This is a genomic window from uncultured Gilvimarinus sp., assembly GCF_963975215.1.
Classification (GTDB): domain Bacteria; phylum Pseudomonadota; class Gammaproteobacteria; order Pseudomonadales; family Cellvibrionaceae; genus Gilvimarinus.
The window spans coordinates 120,490-140,333 of sequence record NZ_CAXBFW010000006.1 but is presented as its reverse complement, the minus strand read 5'-3'; the positions used below and the strand labels follow the sequence as shown (position 1 = coordinate 140,333).

The following is a 19,844-nucleotide window of genomic DNA, read 5'->3' as shown; positions in this document are numbered from 1 at the left end:
TGAAATTTTGGCGATTATAACACCTCAAGGCTTTGAGGGCGGCAGTGTTGCTCAGGCCAGAATTAGTTGGCCAGGGTGTTGTAGTGGCCGCGGACGGTAACACGGCGCGCGAGAACCTCGGTGTGCATGATGCCCCGGGCCGGTGAGTACTGAACAAAGTCAAAGTGTCGGCCCTTGCCGATGTGGGTAAGGTAAGCACTGGCCTGCACGCAGGCGGAGCCGGTAGCAGCATCCTCGGGCACGCCGTATTGTGGGGCAAAGTAGCGCAGCTGCCAGTGATGTGGCGCCGGGCATAGGGCAATAACAGAGCGGCGACTGTAAAGCGCGAACGAGCGGCCGGGAGGCTTCATCTGTTGCAGGGCATGAGTATCCGGCAGTAGTAACAGGGTGTAATCCTGTCGTCCCCCGATGCGCACCGCTTTATGTATTGGGGTTTGGCACAGGCGCGCCCAACGGCGGCGATTGTCAAAGCCTGTTATCGCGCAGGGGTAATCTGTGTAGTGGGCACCGTGACGGTCGTGGCCGATAATAACGCGGCCTGCCGCCGTCTCGAGCGCCTGCGTAAAGTCACCGTGGTACGCTGTTTGACAGAGGTAAGCGGCCACCGCGATGGTGCCAGAGCCGCAGCGCCTAACCGGTTGACCCCGATCGTAAAAGCGCGCCTGCCATTGCCGCTGCTGTTGCCACAGCAAGACGGTATTGGTGCTGGCTGAAATAAGTGAGTTGGCCTGCGCCTCACTGATAATGGCGTCGCAGGAGGCTGAATCCCCGGGCGGGCGGGGCTTTAGGTGAACGATGTGGTGCCGATTGCCGCGTGCATTGGCACCACAAAAACTATCAATGATCATGTATGGAGTAGGCGGCGGGGCTAAACTGTAGCAGGCTGATGGCAAACAAGTCGTTTGGGGCTAGCCATAACCGTCGCGTCTGCCAGTGGGCCTGGCGGGCAAGTTCGGCAAACTCGGACGGGTGGTATTTATAAGAGTTTTCGGTGTGGATGCTCTCGCCTTTGGCAAAGTAAAACTCTCGCTCCGCAATATGTACGCGCTGAGCGCGCAAGCTGCGTAAATGCATTTCGATACGCCCGTAGTCGCGATTGTAAAAAGCGTGATGGGCAAAGTGCATTAAATCAAAATCGCCGTCCAGCTCGCGATTGATGCGGCTGAGAATATTTTTATTAAATTGCGCGGTGACACCGCGGCCGTCGTTGTAGGCCTGGTGCAAAATGCTCTCGGGCTTTTTGGTGTCGACGCCTATTAATAAGTAGCCGCCGGGGCCCAGTGTTTGCCCGGCGTTGCGTAAAAAATCCAACGCTTGTTGACGATGTAAGTTGCCAATGGTCGAGCCCGGGAAAAACCCCAGACGTGTGTCGCCGGGATCGTCCAGACCCAGTGGTTGGGTAAAATCCTGTGCCTGAGCGGTGACGGTTAGGCCGGTATACTGGCGGCGCAGCTCGGCACAGGAGTTCAGTAAATGCTCCTTGCTGATGTCGATGGCGGTTACGTTTTTAACGCAATCGATATTGTCCAATAGAGGGCTGATTTTGCGCAGCGACCCCGCGCCAAATTCGATGATCGCAAGATCCTTGTCTTCACCCTTTAACTCGGCCTGAAAAAAACGGCCCAGGTCGGCGGCAACATTAGGCAGTAGTTCTAGCTCAACGTGGTAGGGGTAGTATTCGTCCAGCGCGCAGATTTTATCAAATAGCTGCGAGCCGCGTTCGTCGTAAAAATATTTAGGGGGTAGTTGTTTAGGCCGCAGCGCCAAGCCGTTGATGACATCTTCCATAAACCCTCCATCGGCTGGAGGAGTTTGTTGGCGGGTATTTTGCGACGCGAGAGCGGTGGTCATAACTCATTCCTTGTTCCGGGTAATGTTACTGCGCTAAACGCAGGCCGCTGAACTGCCAGCGTTGATGGGGGTAAAAGAAGTTGCGATAGCTGGGGCGCATTTGCGCCTGCGCGGTGGCGCAAGAGCCGCCGCGCAGCACATATTGGTTGGCCATAAATTTACCGTTGTACTCTCCCAGCGCGCCTTGCTCCGGGTGAAAGCCGGGGTAGGGGCTATAGCTACTGCTGCTCCACTCCCAGACGTCGCCATATAACTGTTGCAGTGAATCGGTGGCATCAGTTGCAGAGGGGTGCCACCGGCCCGACTCGGCAAAATTGCCGGCAATAGCGATTTTTTGGCTGGCAATCTCTAACTCATATTCGGTAGGCAAGCGGCCCCCGGCCCAGCGGGCGAAGGCGTCCGCCTCGTAGTAGCTGATGTGGCACACGGGCGCGGCCAGATCCAGGGGGTGATAGCCGTCCAGCCGAAGCTCATACCATTCACCTTCATGCCGCTGCCAGTACAAGGGCGCTTGCCACTGTTCGGATTGGCAGCGTGCCCAGCCATCCGATAACCATAAGCCCGGGTCTTGGTAGCCTCCGGCGCGGATAAATTCAAGCCACTCGCTATTGCTGACTGGTCGGTTGGCAAGGGCAAAGGCTTCGCAAAAAACGCGGTGAGACGGACGCTCGCAATCGTAACTAAAACCGCTGTTTTGCGCGCCGATATGATAGACACCCTCGTCGAAAGTAGTGAAGGGCTTGAGGGGGAGGGCCGCTTTCGCTGTTGGAGTATCGAAGGGTTTAGCCGGTGACGCCGCGACATTGTTAAGCCCTGGGCAATTCATGGCCACTGGGTTTTGCGCTAGGGCGTGTTTAATGTCGGTGAGAATAAGCTCTTGATGCTGCATCTCGTGGTGCAGGCCAATTATCACGGTCTCGGTAAAGGCCGCCGCCGAGGGGCTTGCCAGTGCGGCTTGCATTGCATCATCTATATGGCGACGGTAGGCCAGTATTTGCTCCAGGCCAGGGCGCGATAGTAGCCCGCGGTTAGGCCTTGGGTGGCGCTCGCCCACGCTGTCGTAATATGAGTTAAACAGGTATTCGTAGCTATCGTTAAATACCCGGTAATTAAGGGCGTGGGGCTTTAAGATAAAGGTTTCAAAGAACCAGCTGGTGTGGGCCAGATGCCATTTGCCGGGGCTGGCGTCGGGCATAGATTGCAGCATCATGTCCTCGGCACTAAAACCCTTAACAAGCTCCAGGGTGCGCTGACGAACATTGCTGTAGCAGTGTTGAAGCTCCGGGTTGGTCGCAGCAAGCGATTCACTCAACATACTCTACTCCTTTGCTGAATTATCAGCATAGGGTAGGTTTACGACGATTTAAAGAAATCGGTGCGTATAAATAGAAGCGGCTCACACGGTTAAAAGATGGAGCCGGGCGGCTAGGTAGATGTTGCGTTGGGTTTTGGCGAGAGGGTTGGGTGGTGTTAATCGGAAGGTTGCGGACATAAAAAAAGCACAGTGGTGAGCTGCGCTTTTGTCGCACCGACGGTTTCAGTCGGTGTGGTCTTGCAAGATGGTACCAGAGGCCGGACTCGAACCGGCACGCTTTTAAGGGCGGGGGATTTTGAATCCCCTGTGTCTACCAATTTCACCACTCTGGCAAAGTGGGCGTGATTATAGCAGCGAGTTTGATCTCGTCAACCACTGTGGTGAATATTTATCGAAGCAGGCTTTGGGCGCTACTGGCAAGTTATCTCATTTTGGGCTAACCTTGCCGGCCTTCTAACACTCTGATTCTCCAGTTTATGCAGCGCCAGGACTTTGATTACGTCTTACCCGATGAGTTGATTGCACGTACGCCGGCCACTGAGCGTCGCGGCAGTCGCTTACTGTGTTTAGATGGCCCCAGTGGCTCGCTTGAGCACCGCCAGTTTCCCGATTTGTTGGACAAGCTACAGCCCGGTGACTTAATGGTGTTTAACAACACCCGAGTGATACCGGCGCGGATGTTTGCGCAAAAAACCACCGGCGGGCAGGTGGAGGTTCTCATTGAGCGGGTGCTGGATGAATATCACGTGTTGGCTCACACCCGCGCCAGTAAATCGCCCAAGCCCGGTTCTGAGTTGCTACTCGACGATGGTACGCGACTAGCGGTAACGGGGCGCCAGGGCCCGTTGTTTGAAATTACGTTTCCCGCGCCGGTGTTGCAGGTGTTAGACACCCACGGCCATATGCCGTTGCCGCCTTATATAGACCGCGAAGATGACGCGGTGGATCGCGAGCGCTACCAAACGGTGTACAGTGAAAAATCCGGTGCGGTAGCAGCGCCAACGGCGGGGCTGCACTTTGACGATGCCTTAATGGCGCAGTTGCGCGAGCGGGGGGTGGAGCTGGCTTTTGTGACCTTGCACGTAGGGGCGGGTACGTTTCAGCCGGTGCGGGTCGATAACATCACTGAGCACCAGATGCACAGCGAAGTGATTGCGGTGGATGAGTCTGTCTGCGAGGCGGTGCGGGCAGCTAAAGCACGGGGCTCGCGCGTCATTGCTGTGGGTACTACCAGCGTGCGCAGCCTGGAGAGCGCTGCCCAGAACGCGCCTGCCGGCGAGCTTATCGCGCCGATGCAGGGTGATACCGACATCTTTATATACCCCGGTTACCAATTTAAGGTAATCGACGCTTTAGTGACTAATTTTCACCTGCCCGAGTCGACCTTGCTGATGTTGGTGTCGGCGTTTGCCGGTTATCAGCATACGATGGCCGCCTATAGCGCTGCGGTTGCCGAAAAGTACCGCTTCTTTAGTTATGGTGATGCCATGTTCATCACTCAAAACCCTCGTGCCGGCGATGATGTGCCCGGCGCCAATGCCTAGAGCCCAAGCCGAGCTATTTATGTCCAGCGATACTACCTCCAGTTCTTCTAACAGTACGCGTGAGTGCTTTATGAGTTTTGCGCTTAAGTCAGAGTCGGGTTCGGCCCGGCGCGGTGAGCTGAGCTTTCCGCGCGGCAAAGTGCAAACTCCCGCGTTTATGCCAGTGGGCACTTACGGTACGGTCAAGGGCATGGCGCCGCGCGAGATCAAAGAGATTGGCGCTGAGATTATCTTGGGCAACACCTTTCATTTAATGCTGCGCCCCGGTACTGAGGTGGTTAAAGCGCACGGCGATTTGCACGATTTTATGCGCTGGGATGGGCCTATTCTGACCGACTCTGGCGGGTTTCAGGTGTTTAGCCTGGGCAAGTTGCGCAAAATTACCGAAGAGGGCGTCTCCTTCCGCTCGCCAATCGATGGTAGCAAAGTCTTTATGGACCCGGAAATCTCCATGCAGGTGCAGCGAGATTTGGGCTCTGACGTGGTGATGATTTTTGACGAGTGCACCCCGTATCCGGCCACGCCGGCCGAGGCCCGTAGCTCGATGGAGTTGTCACTGCGCTGGGCGGCTCGCTCAAAAGCGGCTCATGGCGACAACCCCTCGGCGCTGTTTGGTATTGTTCAGGGCGGCATGTACGAGGATTTACGCCGCGAGTCGATGGCCGGGCTCGAGTCTATTGGCTTTGACGGTTACGCCATTGGTGGCTTATCGGTGGGTGAGCCAAAAGAGGATATGTTGCGGGTGCTCGAGGCGTTGGTGCCAGAGATGCCGAAAGATAAGCCGCGTTATTTGATGGGCGTTGGCAAGCCGGCCGATATCGTCGAGGGCGTGCGCCGCGGCATTGATATGTTTGATTGTGTGATGCCCACCCGCAACGCGCGCAATGGCCATTTGTTTGTCGACGAGGGCGTTATTAAAATCCGCAATGCCCGCCACCGTCACGACACATCGCCTTTGGATGAGCGCTGCGATTGCTACACCTGCAAAAACTTTAGCCGCAGCTATCTGCACCATTTGGATAAGTGCGGTGAGATACTGGGCGCTCAGCTCAATACCATTCACAACCTGCGCTACTACCAAAATGTTATGAGCCGGATGCGTGAGGCGCTGGACGCGGGCACTCTGGATGCGTTTTTAGTAGATTTTTACGGCCGCCAGGGCATGGAAGTACCGCCTGCGCCTTAGGCGCCGGCGGTGTGCATTGTTGTTACCCTCAGTTTCGGTATAATCCGCCCCCATATTAGCCTTTTGCCGCCTTAAATAGGTGTGGACACTTGAGATGTCTGGATTCGGTCCCATATAGGCACGGGACATAAATGTATAACACGCCTGATACCCGCCTTTGGGGCGAATCAGCGCCCTGTTTCGGATGATCGTATGTTAAACCGCTACCCCCTCTGGAAGTACCTGCTGATTCTCGCAGTGGCCATTTTAGGTTTTATCTACGCCGCGCCGAACCTCTACCCACCGGACGATGCAGTGCAAATCTCGGGCTCCTCCAGTGGCATGCGTGTCGATGGCGATGTTCTCGGTGAGGCGGAAAAAGCTCTCAAGCAGGCCGGTATAGCCTACTTTGATGCCGAGCAAGACGGTTCATCCGCCCAGCTACGTTTTAACGATGGCGAGGCCCAGTTGCAGGGTAAAAGTGTGATTGCCGATGCCCTGGGTAACGATTATGTGGTGGCTCTTAATCAGGCCCCCACGACCCCCGATTGGCTAGTATCCATGGGCGGGGCACCCATGAAGCTGGGCCTGGATTTACGCGGTGGGGTGCACTTTTTGCTAGAGGTCGACACCGACTCAGCCATCGAAAAGCGGCAGGAAACCAGTGCCGATGAGATGAAAGATAAACTGCGTGATGCGCGGGTGCGTTACAGCTCGGTTGATATCGAAGGCACCACCATTGTCGCCAAGTTTCGCGAGACCGAGTTGCGCGATCAGGCCATTAGCGAGCTGCGCAGTGACTTCCCGCAAATGCTGTTTGACAGCGATGTTCCCGGCGACTCTGACGAGCTGGTGTTTCACGCAAACCTAAGTGAAGCGGCCGTGCGCGAGATCGAGCAGTACGCGCTTAACCAAAACTTAACCACCTTGCGTAAGCGGGTGAATGAATTGGGCGTGTCCGAGCCTATCGTACAGAGCCAGGGGCGCAACCGTATTATCGTTCAGCTGCCCGGGGTGCAAGACACCGCCGAGGCGAAGCGGGTGATTGGTAAAACCGCCAATTTAGAGTTTCGCCTGGAGGCCGCCCCCGATGCGCTGGTGGCCGCTAAAGAACAGTTTGATTATCAGGGGTATCCCGCGTGGCTCGAGCGCAAGGTGATTTTAACCGGCGATCATGTGGCCAATGCCACCACCACGCTCGACCCTGACACTAATATGCCGCAGGTTAATATTACCCTCGATAGCCTGGGCGGCAATAAAATGAACCACGCCACTCGCTCCAATGTTGGGCGTCGTATGGCGGTGCTGTTTATCGAATACAAAACCCGCATGAACACAGAGACCAACGCGGCGGGCGAGCAAGTTGAAGTGCCAGAGCAATACACCGAGAACAAAGTTATCAGCCTGGCCACCATTCAAAGTGCGCTGGGTGTGCAGTTCCGTATTACCGGCCTGAACGCTCCGGGTGAAGCCTCGGAGCTGGCACTGATGCTGCGCTCGGGCGCGTTGGCCGCGCCCATGTACTTTGTCGAAGAGCGCACCATCGGGCCGTCGCTGGGTGCCGAGAACATCGAGCTGGGCGTCAAGTCGGTACAGTGGGGTATGGCGCTGGTGCTGCTGTTTATGATCGTTTACTACCGCGTGTTTGGTATTTTTGCCAATATCGCATTGGCGGTTAACGTACTGGTGTTGGTCGCTGTTATGTCAATTTTGGGAGCGACTCTTACCTTGCCGGGTATTGCCGGTATCGTGTTAACCGTGGGTATGGCGGTGGATGCCAATGTGCTGATCTTTGCCCGAATACGGGAGGAGCTAAAAGCCGGCGCCAGCCCGCATACGGCGATCTCGGCCGGTTACGATCGCGCCTTTACCACAATTTTAGATGCCAATATTACCACCTTGATCGTGGCGGTGATCCTCTACGCCATCGGCTCGGGGCCGGTAAAAGGTTTTGCCGTTACCCTGTCTATCGGTATTTTAACGTCCATGTTTACAGCCATCATGGGTACACGCGCGCTGGTCAATCTGGTTTACGGCCGTCGTAAAAATCTCAAGAAGCTTTGGATCTAATGGGGTCAGCGATGTCTAGCGAACAAACAGGCAAAAAAGTGATTAATTTTATGGGCGCTCGCATCCCGGCCACGGCTCTGTCCGTGATCTTGCTGGTGGTGGCGATCGCAGCGTTGGCGGTAAACGGACTAAAGTTTGGTTTGGACTTTACCGGTGGGGCGCAAGTCGAGGTTCAGTTCTCCGAGCCGGCTGATATCCCGCAGATTCGCGGAATTTTAAACGATGAAGGGCTGGTTAACCCGGTTGCGGTATTGTTTGGCTCGGATACCGAGGTGTTGATTCGCACCCAGGGTGCGATGTCAGACGGTGGTGAGCAAGCCCTTAACCGTCGCCTGGCCGAGCTGTATCCCGCGGCGCAAGTCGTGTCGGTTGATCGTGCGCCTCGCGATCGCGGCAACTACTCGCAAGCGTTTACTTTTAGCGGCTTAAATGAGTCGGACGTGACCAATGATTTGCTGCCGGAAATATACTTTGGCGCCTCCGATGCGCGTACCGAGGCCGGCCAGGTGGTGGTATTAACCGAGAACTCGCTGGATACCGCTTACACCAGTGAGCTGCTGGATGTATTGGAGTCCAAAACCGGTAGTGAGGTCGAGTTGCGTCGCAGCGAATATGTGGGGCCGCAAATCGGCGCCGAGCTGCGCGATGAGGGCGGCTTGGGCATGCTGGTGGCGTTGGCGGTGGTGATGCTCTACGTGGCGGCGCGCTTTCAGTTTAAGTTTTCGGTGGGTGCGGTGCTTGCCCTGGTCCACGATGTGATTATCGTGCTGGGCTTTTTTGCTCTGTTTCAGGTGGATTTTGATTTAACGGTATTGGCCGCGGTATTGGCCGTTATTGGTTACTCGCTTAACGATACTATTGTGGTGTTTGACCGGATTCGGGAAAACTTCCGCAGGATGCGTAAAGGTGGGCCGACGGAGGTGATTAACACCTCGCTAACCGAGACGTTAGAGCGTACCTTTATTACCTCTTTAACCACGCTGCTCGTGCTGGTCATGCTGTTTGTGTTTGGCGGTGAGTTGATTAGCGGGTTTGCGCTGGCATTGATCGTGGGTGTGGTTGTGGGTACCTACTCGTCGATTTACGTTTCTTGTAACACTTTGATGTGGATGCACATCGTTAAAGAAGACTTGATGCCACCGGTAAAAGAAGGCTCTGAAATTGACGAAATGCCATAACCGACAAAGCTCCGGTTAAGGTGTTGCCAGTAAAAAGCTCGTCGGATTCCGGCGGGCTTTTTTTTCGTCTTAAAACAGGGGTATGCTTATACACCAGGTCCTTGGCCCCACGAACACCTAATATGAGATTGCTATGAGCATTAAAAGGCCCAGTATTAGTATTACTCAGCGCCTGGATGATTTGTCGCCCGAGCAGCTGCGTGAAATCGTCCACCGTTATCGGCGTATCTTTTGTGGTAGCGGTTATGGGTTTTGGGAGTGGGACCTTGAGACGAGCTTTATCGACTGGTCGGGGGCTTTTTGGGAGCAGTTAGGCTATACCGATCTGGATCGTGAAGAGTTTTACGATGCCAACCAACTGCCCAATTATATCCACCCCGATGATCGGGATATTATGTTTGAGGCGGTGCGCCATCATTTGCGCTCGTCTGAACCGTTGCACGCGTGTTATCGAATTCGCACCAAGGGGGGAGATTATCTGTGGACTCAGGTGCGGGCCGACTCGATTCGCGATGAGCAGGGGCGGGCGCGTTATCTCTCGGGCATTAACTTTGACGTTACCGAGCTAAAAAATGTTGAGGCGGCTCTGCGTGAGAGTGAGGCGCGCCAGGTGCGTATTATACAGGCCTCTAAGGATGGCATTTGGGAGTGGTATGCCGAGCGCAATGGCTTTCACTTCTCGAGCCGCTGCTGGGAGCACCTGGGCTATAACGAGAACGACGATATTGTCACCAATGGCCAGGATCGTTTACGCGAGTGGCGCAATCACATTCATAAAGACGACCTGCCCAAGTTTGATCGCACTTTGCGCAAACATATGTCGGGGCAGGGGGCGTTTGACATCGAGTACCGGGTTTACACCAAACAAGGTGATACCCGCTGGATTCGCGCCCGCGGCCGGGCGACGTTTGACGATACCGGCCAGCCCACGCGAATGTCCGGTACCAACATGGATATTACCGACATCAAGCGCGCCGAAGAGCGAGTGATGCAGGCCAAAGAGACGGCCGAAAAAGCCAACCGCGCCAAGAGTGAGTTTTTGTCCAGCATGAGCCATGAGCTGCGCACCCCTTTAAACGCTATTTTGGGTTATGCCCAGCTGTTTGAGTACGACGATAATTTGCAGGCCGTGCAAAAAGATAATTTGCGGGAAATTCGCTCGGCCGGAGAGCACTTGTTGCGTCTGATTAACGATGTGCTGGATTTGGCAAAAATTGAGTCGGGAAAGATGCAAACACAGTTGCAGCCGGTGCTGGTGGCGCGTTTGCTAAGTGATTGTTTTACTTTGGTTAAGCCTCAGGCCGATGCTCGCGGAATTTACCTGCATGCCAATTACCACAATCTGGATCACGCCTGTGTCACGGCCGACCCGGTGCGCCTAAAACAGGCCCTGTTAAATTTGCTAAGCAACGCCATTAAGTACAATCGTGTAGGGGGCGAAGTCGAGGTCACTCTGTCGGCGCTGCACAATAATGTCTTGCGCATCAGTGTGCGAGATACCGGCACGGGCATCGCCCCCCACCGTCACGATGAGGTTTTTCAGCCCTTTAATCGGCTCCATGCCGAGATGAGTAAGGTCGAGGGCTCGGGGGTTGGCCTGGTCATTACCAAACAATTGGTGGAAATGATGAACGGCCATATCGACTTTACCAGCGAGCACGATGAGGGCACCTGCTTTTGGGTTGATTTGAAGCGCTGTGGCGAAGCGGTCGATGAGCGGCCTCAGGGGACGCCGGAAGTTGCCCACGAGCCGGCCGAAGAGCTTTTGTACGACACCGAGTGTCGGGTGCTTTACATTGAAGACAACCCGACCAATATCCGTTTGATGCAGCAGTTTTTTAGTCGCTACCGCCATTGCACGCTTGAGGTTACCGAGGAGCCTTATTTAGGCATTTTTCGGGCTCGTAGTAGTGTGCCTGACATTATTGTTCTGGATATTAACCTGCCGGGGCTGGATGGCTACGAGGTGTTAAACGTGTTGCAAAAAGATCCGATCACGGCGTCGATTCCGGTGATTGGGTTGTCGGCTAACGTGATGTCGATTGATGTGCAAAAAGGGCGGGATGCGGGGTTTTACGAGTACTTGACCAAGCCGCTGCAGATCAACCAGTTGGTGCGGGTGTTAAATCGGTTGGCGGCGGACGCAAAAGCCGAGCTGGTGAGTGATTTTTAGCGTCTGAGTGGGCAGGCGAGAAGCCTCTCGCCTGCCTGAGAAGGAGCTTAGCGAATGTGCTCCATATGCTTTTTAACGATCTGCAAAATGGGTTTAAACACCTTCGGGCCGCCGCACACGACGTTACCGCTGTCCATGTAACCGTGCCCGCCATGAAAGTCACTGACCAGGCCGCCAGCTTCTTTGACCAGCAAAATCCCTGCGGCCATATCCCAGCTGTTTAGGTTCATCTCCCAAAAGGCGTCAAAACGTCCGGCTGCTACATAGGCTAAATCCAACGCCGCCGAGCCCGGGCGGCGAATGCCGGAGGTTTGTCCGGCAATTTCTTGCAGGGCGGCCAAATAGGGCGAGATGTTTTCCAGGGCGTAGCCGCTAAACGGGATGCCGGTGCCGATTAGGGCGCCCGGCAGACCGCGCCGGCTGCTAACGCGAATGCGCCGACCGTTGAGGGTTGCACCGCGACCGCGGCTAGCGGTAAATTCTTCGCGCTTAATGGGGTCGTACACTACGGCGTGCTCTAGCTGGCCTTTAATGCGGCAGGCAATCGAGACAGAGTACTGAGGAATACCGTGAATAAAATTGGTGGTGCCATCCAGTGGGTCAATAATCCACTCGACATCGGTATTGGCACCTGGCTGTGAGCCGCCTTCTTCGCCGATGATGCTGTGATCCGGGTACGCTTTTTTCAGGTGGTAAATGATCTCTTTTTCCGCGGCTTTATCCACCTCGGTGACGAAGTCATTGCGGCCTTTCTCTTCAATCGAGACCAGGTCAACGCGCTCGGCTGCGCGCTCAATTAGTTCGCCGGCCTTGCGCGCCGCGCGCAGGGCAATATTCAGCATGGGTTCCATGGGGCACCATCAACAAGTCAGGGTTAGTAAAGAACGTGGGCGTCACCGCGAGGGCAGTGGCCAGAGGCGGCGATTATAGCAACCGACTTACACCTAAACCAGCACATTCCGTGGCAAATGTACTCCTTTGCCATCGATTTTGTTAGAATGCCGCGCTTTTAGCCCCGTTCGTGGGCAATCTTATTCCAAGGGTGTGCTCATGAGTGAAAATCGATTAGATAACCTGCGTATTGTGCTGGTGAATACCTCCCATCCCGGCAATATTGGTGGCGCCGCGCGGGCGATGAAAAATATGGGCCTGTCGCGGCTTTATCTGGTTGCGCCAAAAGACTTTCCGGCAGAAAAGGCCGTTTGGCGTGCCGCTGGCGCGCTGGATATCCTCGATAACGCGGCGGTCGTCGAGACGTTGGACGAGGCTATTGCCGGCTGTGGCTTGGTAGTGGGCACCAGTGCACGCGAGCGCCGCATTCCCTGGCCGTTGGTTAACCCCCGCGAGTGCGGAACCAAGGCCATCGCCGAGGCCGGTGAACACGAGGTGGCGGTGCTGTTTGGCCGCGAAGACCGCGGCTTGACCAACGAAGAGCTGCACAAGTGTCACTACCATGTGCATATTCCCGCCAACAATGAGTACAGCTCGTTAAACTTGGCGTGTGCGGTACAGGTTATTGCCTATGAGTTGCGTATGGCGCACCTTACGTGGCAAGAGGGCAAAGCCCCGACCTTTGATGATTGGGATGTGGCGCCGGCTAAAGTTGAGGCGCTAGAGCGCTACTACGATCACTTACAGCAAACATTGGAAGAGCTGGGCTTTTTAGAGCCAGATAACCCACGCCAGACTATGACGCGCTTGCGCCGTTTATACAGCCGTATCCGCATGGATGAAATGGAGCTGAGCATAATGCGCGGCGTGCTGACCAGTACGCAAAACTATATTGAGCGCTCTAAGCGCGAGTTGGCCGCCAAATCTGATGACGATAGCGGCGCCTAATCGTCGCTATAGTGCCGTCGCCGGTCGCCTTGACTTGGAATATGGTGAATAGTTGAGTAAAATGGTCGGGTTTTAAGGGGGCGCACTTTTCAGGTGTGTTGCCCACACGATCTCGACCACTTAGCCAACAACTGTAAACACATGAGACTGACCACCAAAGGCCGCTATGCGGTAACAGCTATGCTGGATCTTGCACTCCACAGTGAGTGTGGGCCGGTGAGTCTTGCCGATATTTCCGAGCGTCAGGGCATCTCGCTGTCTTATCTCGAGCAGCTGTTTGCCAAGCTGCGCCGCGAAGCGCTGGTCACCAGCGTGCGTGGTCCGGGCGGTGGTTACAGCTTGGCCGCCAGTGCCCGCGAGGTATCGGTAGTGCAGGTGGTAGACGCGGTCAGCGAATCGCTGGATGCCACGCGCTGTCAGGGCAAGGGCGACTGTCAGGGCGGGGAAATCTGCATTACCCATCACCTGTGGCAGGACCTAAGCGGCCAAATTCATCAGTTTTTAGGCGGTATCACCCTGGCAGACTTAGTGGCCCGGCGGGATATTCAGTCGGTTTGCGAGCGTCAGGATCAGCGTCACGGCGCCGAGCAGCGCGCCGGTCAGATCGTGTGCAGTGACCGCCATTAGCCGCCGCTTGGGACTGAGGTGAGAGGTATGAATCCCATTTATCTTGATTACGCCGCGACCACGCCCGTTGCGCCAGAGGTGGCTGCCGCGATGGCCGAGTGCCTCACGCTGGAGGGGAATTTTGCCAATCCGGCATCGCGCTCGCACCGTTACGGCTGGCAAGCCGAAGAGGCTGTCGAGGCGGCCCGTGGTCAGGTGGCGGCGTTAATCGGTGCCGATGCCCGTGAGATTGTCTGGACCAGCGGTGCCACAGAATCCAACAATTTGGCTTTAAAGGGCGTATTTGAGGCGGCCGGCACTGGCCATTTGGCGGTCAGTGCCATCGAGCATAAATCGGTGCTCGATCCCGCTGAGTGGTTGGCCGGGCAGGGCAACGAGTTAAGCCTGATTGCCCCCGACAGTACCGGGCAAATTACCCCGGAGGCCGTGCGCGCGGCTCTACGTGACAACACTCGTTTAGTGAGTGTCATGCTGATCAACAACGAGCTGGGCACAGTTAACCCGATTGCCGATATCGCCCGGGTATGCCGCGAGCACGGCTGCCTATTGCATGTGGATGCCGCGCAGGCGCTGGGTAAAATGCCGGTTGATGTGGCCGCGCTGGATGTCGATTTGATGTCGCTGTCGGCCCACAAAGTTTATGGCCCCAAAGGGGTCGGAGCACTTTACGTGCGTCGCAGCGGTGCGGTTAATGTAGCCGCGCAAATTCACGGTGGCGGTCACGAGCGCGGAATGCGCTCGGGTACCCTCGCCACCCATCAGTGTGTCGGTTTTGGTGTGGCGGCAACGCTGGCAGCCGACGAATTGGCCAGCCTCCCACAGCAGCTGGCGCAGCTGCGCGATCGGCTCTGGCAGGGGATATCGGGCTTACCGGGCGTGCGCCTTAACGGGCACCCAACAGAGCGCTCATGCAGTCATCTCAATATCACCTTTGGTGAGGTCGATGGCGAGATGCTGCTGTTGTCCCTGCGCGAGCTGGCGGTATCAACCGGCTCGGCCTGCACATCGGCTACGGTGGCACCCAGTTATGTGCTTAGCGCTATTGGTTTAAATCCGGCTCAGGCGCTGGCATCACTGCGAATTTCTCTGGGGCGCTACACCAGCGCGGCGGATGTCGAGCGCGCTATCAGTCATATCAATACGGTGGTGGGTAAGCTCACCGCCAAAGCCAGTTAAGTAAGAACAAGATGGCCGCAGGCCGCATCGAATGTCGCATAGCGCGGCATGTGATTAGTCATTCGGGTTGCTGCCCGAGCACTCCGCCACGGCGGAGAAAGAGGTGAGAAATGTCTGAACAGGTAGAACACCTAATCAGGAAAGAATATGCCGCGGGTTTTCATACCGCGATCGAATCGGAAACCTTACCGCCAGGTCTTAATGAAGACGTGGTGCGTTTTATCTCGGCCAAAAAAGGCGAGCCCGAGTGGATGCTGGAGTGGCGCTTGCAGGCGTTTCGCGCCTGGCAAGAAATGGAAGAGCCCGACTGGGCGCATGTTAAGTATCCGCCGATGGATTATCAGTCGATCTCTTACTACAGCGCGCCAAAAAGTATGGACGACCGCCCCAAGAGCCTCGACGAAGTTGACCCGGAGCTTTTGGCCACCTACGAAAAACTAGGCATTCCCTTGCACGAGCAAGAGATGCTCGCCGGGGTGGCGATGGATGTGGTGTTTGACTCGGTCAGTGTGGTGACCACATTCCGCGAAAAGCTGTCTGAGGCGGGTGTGATTTTTTGCAGCATCAGCGAAGCGATCGAGAAATACCCAGAGCTGGTGAAAAAGTATTTGGGCTCGGTCGTGCCGCAAAAAGACAACTATTTTGCCGCGCTAAACTCGGCGGTGTTCTCTGACGGCTCTTTTGTGTTTATTCCCAAAGGTGTTCGCTGTCCCATGGAGTTGTCTACTTACTTTCGGATTAACGAGCAAAACACCGGGCAGTTTGAGAGAACCCTTATTGTCGCGGAAGAGGGCTCTCACGTTAGTTACCTCGAAGGCTGTACCGCGCCCATGCGCGACGAAAACCAATTGCACGCCGCGGTGGTTGAATTAGTGGCCTGTGATCACGCCGAAATTAAATATTCAACGGTGCAAAACTGGTACCCGGGTGACGCTGAAGGTAAAGGCGGTATTTATAACTTTGTGACTAAGCGCGGCGTGTGCCACGAGAGTGCCAAAATTAGCTGGACCCAGGTAGAAACCGGCTCGGCCGTGACCTGGAAATACCCAAGCTGCGTGCTGCGCGGTGATAACAGTGTGGGCGAGTTTTACTCGGTGGCACTGACCAACAATATGCAGCAAGCCGATACCGGCACCAAGATGATTCATATTGGTAAAAACACCCGCTCGACTATTATCGCTAAAGGTATCTCGGCCGGGCGCAGTGATAGCAGTTATCGCGGCTTGGTGCGGATGAATCCGGGCGCCGATGGCGCGCGTAATTTTACCCAGTGCGATTCACTGCTGATTGGCGATCAATGTGGCGCACACACGTTCCCTTACATTGAAAGTAAAAACCCCAGCGCTGTGATCGAGCACGAGGCGACCACCTCTAAAGTGAGTGACGATCAGATGTTTTTATGCGCTCAGCGTGGCCTAGACCCGGAAAAAGCCGTGTCTATGATCGTAAACGGCTTTTGTCGCGATGTGTTTAAAGAGTTGCCCATGGAGTTTGCGGTAGAAGCCGGCAAGCTGCTTGAAGTTAGCCTGGAAGGCTCTGTCGGATAACCTTGCTGCCTTGTGCGCAAGAGTTACGACGGTCAAAAATTTAACGTTTGAGAGTACAGAATATATGTTACGCATAGACAACCTCCACGCTAGTGTCGAAGACAAAGAAATCCTCAAGGGCTTAAGCCTTGAGGTTAAGCCTGGTGAGGTGCACGCCATTATGGGGCCCAATGGTGCTGGTAAAAGTACCCTGGGTAATGTGCTGTCCGGGCGCGATGGCTATGAGGTTGGCGCGGGTACCGTAGAGTTTAACGGCAAAAACCTGTTGGATCTCGAGGTTGAAGAGCGCGCGCGCGAAGGGCTTTTTTTGGCGTTTCAGTACCCGGTAGAAATTCCCGGCGTGAGCAATATGGAATTTCTTAAAGTGTCGGTGGACGCGGTGCGTAAACACAAAGGGCTACCTGAGCTGTCGTCGGTAGAGTTTATGAAGCTGGCCCGTGCTACCAGTCAAAAAGTGAAGCTAGATCAGGCGTTTTTAAAGCGCGGTGTCAACGAAGGGTTTTCTGGCGGCGAGAAAAAACGCAACGAAATTCTGCAGATGATGCTGCTCGAGCCGAGCCTTTGTATTCTCGACGAAACCGACTCCGGCCTTGATATCGATGCACTGCAAACGGTGGCCGATGGCGTTAACGCCATGCGTAATGAAGATCGCAGCTTTATTGTGGTAACGCACTACCAGCGTTTGCTGGATTACATCGTGCCAGATTACGTTCACGTACTGGCCGACGGTAAAATTGTTAAATCCGGCGATAAATCTCTGGCTAAAGAGCTTGAGGCCAAAGGTTACGGCTGGCTCGAAGGTGGGGTGGCTTAATGAATGATTTTCAGCAGCAGACCTTGTCCCACGCCCAAGCGCTGCTCGATAAGGGCGCGCAAGCGGCGCCGGTTTGGTTGACCGAGTTGCGCGAGCAGGGCGCTCGGCGCTTTGCCCGCACCGGTTGGCCCACCCGCCGCACCGAAAACTGGAAGTACACGCCACTGGCGTCACTGGGTAAAAAAAGTTTTAGTCTCGCGCAATCGGCGCCGGCATTGGATGCAGCTGCGCAGCTTGAATTGGACGCCTACCGTATTGTTTTTAACGACGGTGTGCTCGATCGCGCTGCGAGCAGCCAGCTGCCTCCAGAGGTAACGCTGTTTGGTGAAGCGAATGCCGAACAAGCCGCGATCATCGAATCGCACCTGGGACGTTTAGCCGATAGTGAGCAGCATCTGTTTGCCGCCATGAGTGAGGCCCTGCTGGCTGAGGGCGTGTTGTTGCACGTGCCGGCAAATACCGCACTCAATAAGCCTTTGTACATTGTGAATCAAGTGGCCGATGGCTCTGAGTGTTTGGCCAATACCCGGCTTTTAGTCGTGCTCGAAACCGGCGCCGAGGCCGAGGTGATCGAACATTACCTAACCGCAAGCGACGCGTCCGCCGGGTTTGTTAATGCGCAAACCGAAGTGGTTATAGGTGATAACGCTCGCTTTAAACACTACCGCCTTAATCTTGAGGGTGAGGCGATTCATCATGTGGGCGGGGTGTTTGCCGAGCTGCAGCGCGACGCTAATTTCGATGGCTTTGCCATCGCCAAAGGCGCCGAGTTGATGCGCATCGACTATGGCCTGTTGCATCGTGGCCCGGGCGCTCATGTGGAGCTTAATGGGGTGTATTTGCCGCGCAATAAGCAGCTGGTGGATTACCATACCAACGTGCAGCACTGTGTACCCCATTGCACCACCAATGAGGTGTTTCGCGGCATTATTGGTGATCGCGCTAAAGCGGTGTTTAACGGGCGTATTCACATTCATAAAGATGCACAAAAAACTCTGGCCGAGTTGAGTAACAAAAACTTGTTAACCTCTAACAAAGCCGAGGTGGACACCAAGCCCGAGCTGGAAATTTATGCCGACGATGTGCGCTGTGCTCACGGGGCAACCGTTAGCCAGATTAACGATGCGGCACTTTACTATTTGCAAACCCGTGGCGTGAGTAAAACGCAGGCGCGGGTTATGCTGAGCTTTGGTTTTGTCAACGAGCTTATTCAGCAGGTGGCGAATCCGGCCGTGCTGGATTACTTAGTGCCGGAGTTGGCGCGGCAGTTTGGTCGCGATACCGACTTGCTGTTATTGGATGGTGATAGCTTTGAGTGATTTCGATGTCGCGGCCATCAGGCAACAGTTTCCGATTTTACAGCAAGAGGTGAATGGCCACCCGCTGGTGTACCTTGATAATGCGGCGACCACGCAAAAGCCAAACTCTGTGATTGACGCGATCGCCAATTATTACCGCTACGACAACAGTAATGTGCATCGCGGTGCCCACGCGCTGAGCGACCGGGCGACCGAGAAGTTTGAAGGCGCACGGGCGCAGGTGGCGCAGTTTATTAACGCGCCCGCTAAAGAGCTGCTGCTGTGGACGCGCGGTACCACTGAGGGCATTAATGTGGTGGCGGCTAGCTGGGGCAGGGTAAACCTCAGCGCCGGCGACCGGATTCTTGTCTCGGCGATGGAGCACCACTCCAATATTGTGCCCTGGCAAATGGTGGCCGAGGCTACCGGGGCGATCGTTGAGCCTATTGCGGTAACGGCCGAAGGCACCATTGATTTGACCGCTTTGCGCGAGCAGTTAGACGAGCGCGTAAAAATGGTGGCCGTTGGGCACGTATCAAATGCCCTGGGCAGTATTAACCCGGTTGCCGAGATCATTACCCTGGCCCACAGTGTGGGCGCTAAAGTGTTGATTGATGCGGCCCAATCGATTGCGCACTGGCCACTTGATGTACAGGCACTCGACTGCGACTTTTTGGTGTTCTCGGGCCATAAAATGTTTGGCCCTACGGGGATTGGCGCCCTGTATGGTAAGCGCGAATTACTCGAGGCAATGCCGCCTTATCAAGGCGGTGGCGAGATGATCGAGTCGGTCAGCTTTGCCGGTACTATTTACAATCAGCTGCCCTACAAGTTTGAGGCGGGAACGCCCAATATTGCCGGTGCTATCGGCTTGGCCGCCGCCGTGAGCTTTTTGCAATCGTTTGACCGCGCGGCGGCTGACCGGTACGAGCAGCAGCTGTTGCAAAGCGCCGAGCAACAATTGCTGGGGTTAGGTGGTTTTACGCTGGTGGGCACAGCCCGCCAAAAGACAGCGGTGATGAGCTTTACCTGTGATTTTGCTCACCCGCAGGATGTGGGCATGATTCTCGATCAGCAGGGGGTAGCGGTGCGCACGGGCAATCATTGCGCGCAACCGATTATGGATCAATTTGGAATTCCCGGCACTGTCCGGGCCAGTTTTAGCTTGTACAACAACGAAGACGATGTTGCCAGGCTAATGGCCGCGCTAGCCAAAGCCAAAATGTTTCTGGCGTAGGCCACGCTAA

Annotated in this window: 16 protein-coding genes and 1 tRNA gene; 12 read left to right on the top strand and 5 right to left on the bottom strand. The window is 55.4% G+C overall.

Translation table 11 applies throughout. The features are described 5' to 3' along the window. Positions 1–62 precede the first annotated feature (62 nt). The 4 genes from AAC019_RS06605 to AAC019_RS06590 all read right to left on the bottom strand — a co-directional run bounded on the left by AAC019_RS06605 (position 63) and on the right by AAC019_RS06590 (position 3,498). Positions 63–848 carry a PhzF family phenazine biosynthesis protein gene (locus AAC019_RS06605; RefSeq protein WP_339897853.1) on the bottom strand — a complete coding sequence of 262 codons (786 nt, stop codon included), beginning with the start codon at positions 846–848 and terminating at the stop codon, positions 63–65. Next, complete coding sequence (gene egtD / locus AAC019_RS06600; RefSeq protein WP_339897852.1) at positions 838–1,851, bottom strand: L-histidine N(alpha)-methyltransferase; 1,014 nt, start codon at positions 1,849–1,851, stop codon at positions 838–840. The genes AAC019_RS06605 and egtD overlap by 11 nt, the downstream gene beginning before the upstream one ends. 25 nt (positions 1,852–1,876) lie before the next feature. Next, on the bottom strand, positions 1,877–3,166 hold the full coding sequence (gene egtB, locus AAC019_RS06595; RefSeq protein WP_339897851.1) for an ergothioneine biosynthesis protein EgtB: 1,290 nt from the start codon (positions 3,164–3,166) through the stop codon (positions 1,877–1,879). Between the two features lie 245 nt (positions 3,167–3,411). Continuing rightward, positions 3,412–3,498 (bottom strand) — tRNA-Leu (locus AAC019_RS06590). Positions 3,499–3,642: 144 nt separating this feature from the next. Between AAC019_RS06590 and queA the strand changes: the two genes are divergently transcribed. The 5 genes from queA to AAC019_RS06565 all read left to right on the top strand — a co-directional run bounded on the left by queA (position 3,643) and on the right by AAC019_RS06565 (position 11,296). After that, a complete protein-coding gene (gene queA, locus AAC019_RS06585; RefSeq protein ID WP_339897850.1) occupies positions 3,643–4,710 on the top strand; it encodes a tRNA preQ1(34) S-adenosylmethionine ribosyltransferase-isomerase QueA in 1,068 nt (355 codons plus the stop codon). A gap of 70 nt (positions 4,711–4,780) precedes the next feature. Further along, the gene (gene tgt / locus AAC019_RS06580; RefSeq protein ID WP_339897889.1) at positions 4,781–5,896 is read left to right on the top strand and encodes a tRNA guanosine(34) transglycosylase Tgt; all 1,116 of its coding nucleotides are present in this window, start codon (positions 4,781–4,783) and stop codon (positions 5,894–5,896) included. Between the two features lie 192 nt (positions 5,897–6,088). Further along, positions 6,089–7,945: a protein translocase subunit SecD gene (gene secD, locus AAC019_RS06575; protein WP_339897849.1), complete on the top strand. Its 1,857-nt coding sequence runs from the start codon at positions 6,089–6,091 to the stop codon at positions 7,943–7,945. 11 nt (positions 7,946–7,956) lie between these two features. Next, the gene (secF, locus tag AAC019_RS06570; protein WP_339897848.1) at positions 7,957–9,123 is read left to right on the top strand and encodes a protein translocase subunit SecF; all 1,167 of its coding nucleotides are present in this window, start codon (positions 7,957–7,959) and stop codon (positions 9,121–9,123) included. Positions 9,124–9,256: 133 nt separating this feature from the next. Continuing rightward, a complete protein-coding gene (locus AAC019_RS06565) occupies positions 9,257–11,296 on the top strand; it encodes a PAS domain-containing protein (RefSeq protein ID WP_339897847.1) in 2,040 nt (679 codons plus the stop codon). 47 nt (positions 11,297–11,343) lie between these two features. On the opposite strand, the gene AAC019_RS06560 is transcribed toward AAC019_RS06565, so the two are convergent. After that, a complete protein-coding gene (locus tag AAC019_RS06560; protein WP_339897846.1) occupies positions 11,344–12,147 on the bottom strand; it encodes an inositol monophosphatase family protein in 804 nt (267 codons plus the stop codon). 199 nt (positions 12,148–12,346) lie between these two features. Here AAC019_RS06560 and trmJ point away from each other — a divergent pair, with 199 nt between their 5' ends. The 7 genes from trmJ (at position 12,347) to AAC019_RS06525 (ending at position 19,834) form a co-directional block, all read left to right on the top strand. Beyond that, positions 12,347–13,135 (top strand): tRNA (cytosine(32)/uridine(32)-2'-O)-methyltransferase TrmJ, encoded by a 789-nt coding sequence (gene trmJ, locus AAC019_RS06555; RefSeq protein WP_339897845.1) that lies wholly within the window; start codon positions 12,347–12,349, stop codon positions 13,133–13,135. Positions 13,136–13,276: 141 nt separating this feature from the next. Further along, positions 13,277–13,762, top strand: a complete 486-nt coding sequence (gene iscR, locus AAC019_RS06550) for a Fe-S cluster assembly transcriptional regulator IscR (RefSeq protein WP_339897844.1) — start codon at positions 13,277–13,279, stop codon at positions 13,760–13,762. A 27-nt stretch (positions 13,763–13,789) separates the two neighbouring features. After that, a complete protein-coding gene (locus AAC019_RS06545; RefSeq protein WP_339897843.1) occupies positions 13,790–14,938 on the top strand; it encodes an aminotransferase class V-fold PLP-dependent enzyme in 1,149 nt (382 codons plus the stop codon). 110 nt (positions 14,939–15,048) lie between these two features. Further along, positions 15,049–16,485, top strand: a complete 1,437-nt coding sequence (gene sufB, locus AAC019_RS06540) for a Fe-S cluster assembly protein SufB (RefSeq protein WP_339897842.1) — start codon at positions 15,049–15,051, stop codon at positions 16,483–16,485. A 64-nt stretch (positions 16,486–16,549) separates the two neighbouring features. Beyond that, positions 16,550–17,299: a Fe-S cluster assembly ATPase SufC gene (sufC, locus tag AAC019_RS06535; RefSeq protein ID WP_339897841.1), complete on the top strand. Its 750-nt coding sequence runs from the start codon at positions 16,550–16,552 to the stop codon at positions 17,297–17,299. After that, complete coding sequence (gene sufD, locus AAC019_RS06530; protein ID WP_339897840.1) at positions 17,299–18,618, top strand: Fe-S cluster assembly protein SufD; 1,320 nt, start codon at positions 17,299–17,301, stop codon at positions 18,616–18,618. The genes sufC and sufD overlap by 1 nt, the downstream gene beginning before the upstream one ends. Then, positions 18,599–19,834 (top strand): SufS family cysteine desulfurase, encoded by a 1,236-nt coding sequence (locus AAC019_RS06525; protein ID WP_339897839.1) that lies wholly within the window; start codon positions 18,599–18,601, stop codon positions 19,832–19,834. Before sufD ends, AAC019_RS06525 begins: the two co-directional genes overlap by 20 nt. Positions 19,835–19,844 lie beyond the last annotated feature (10 nt).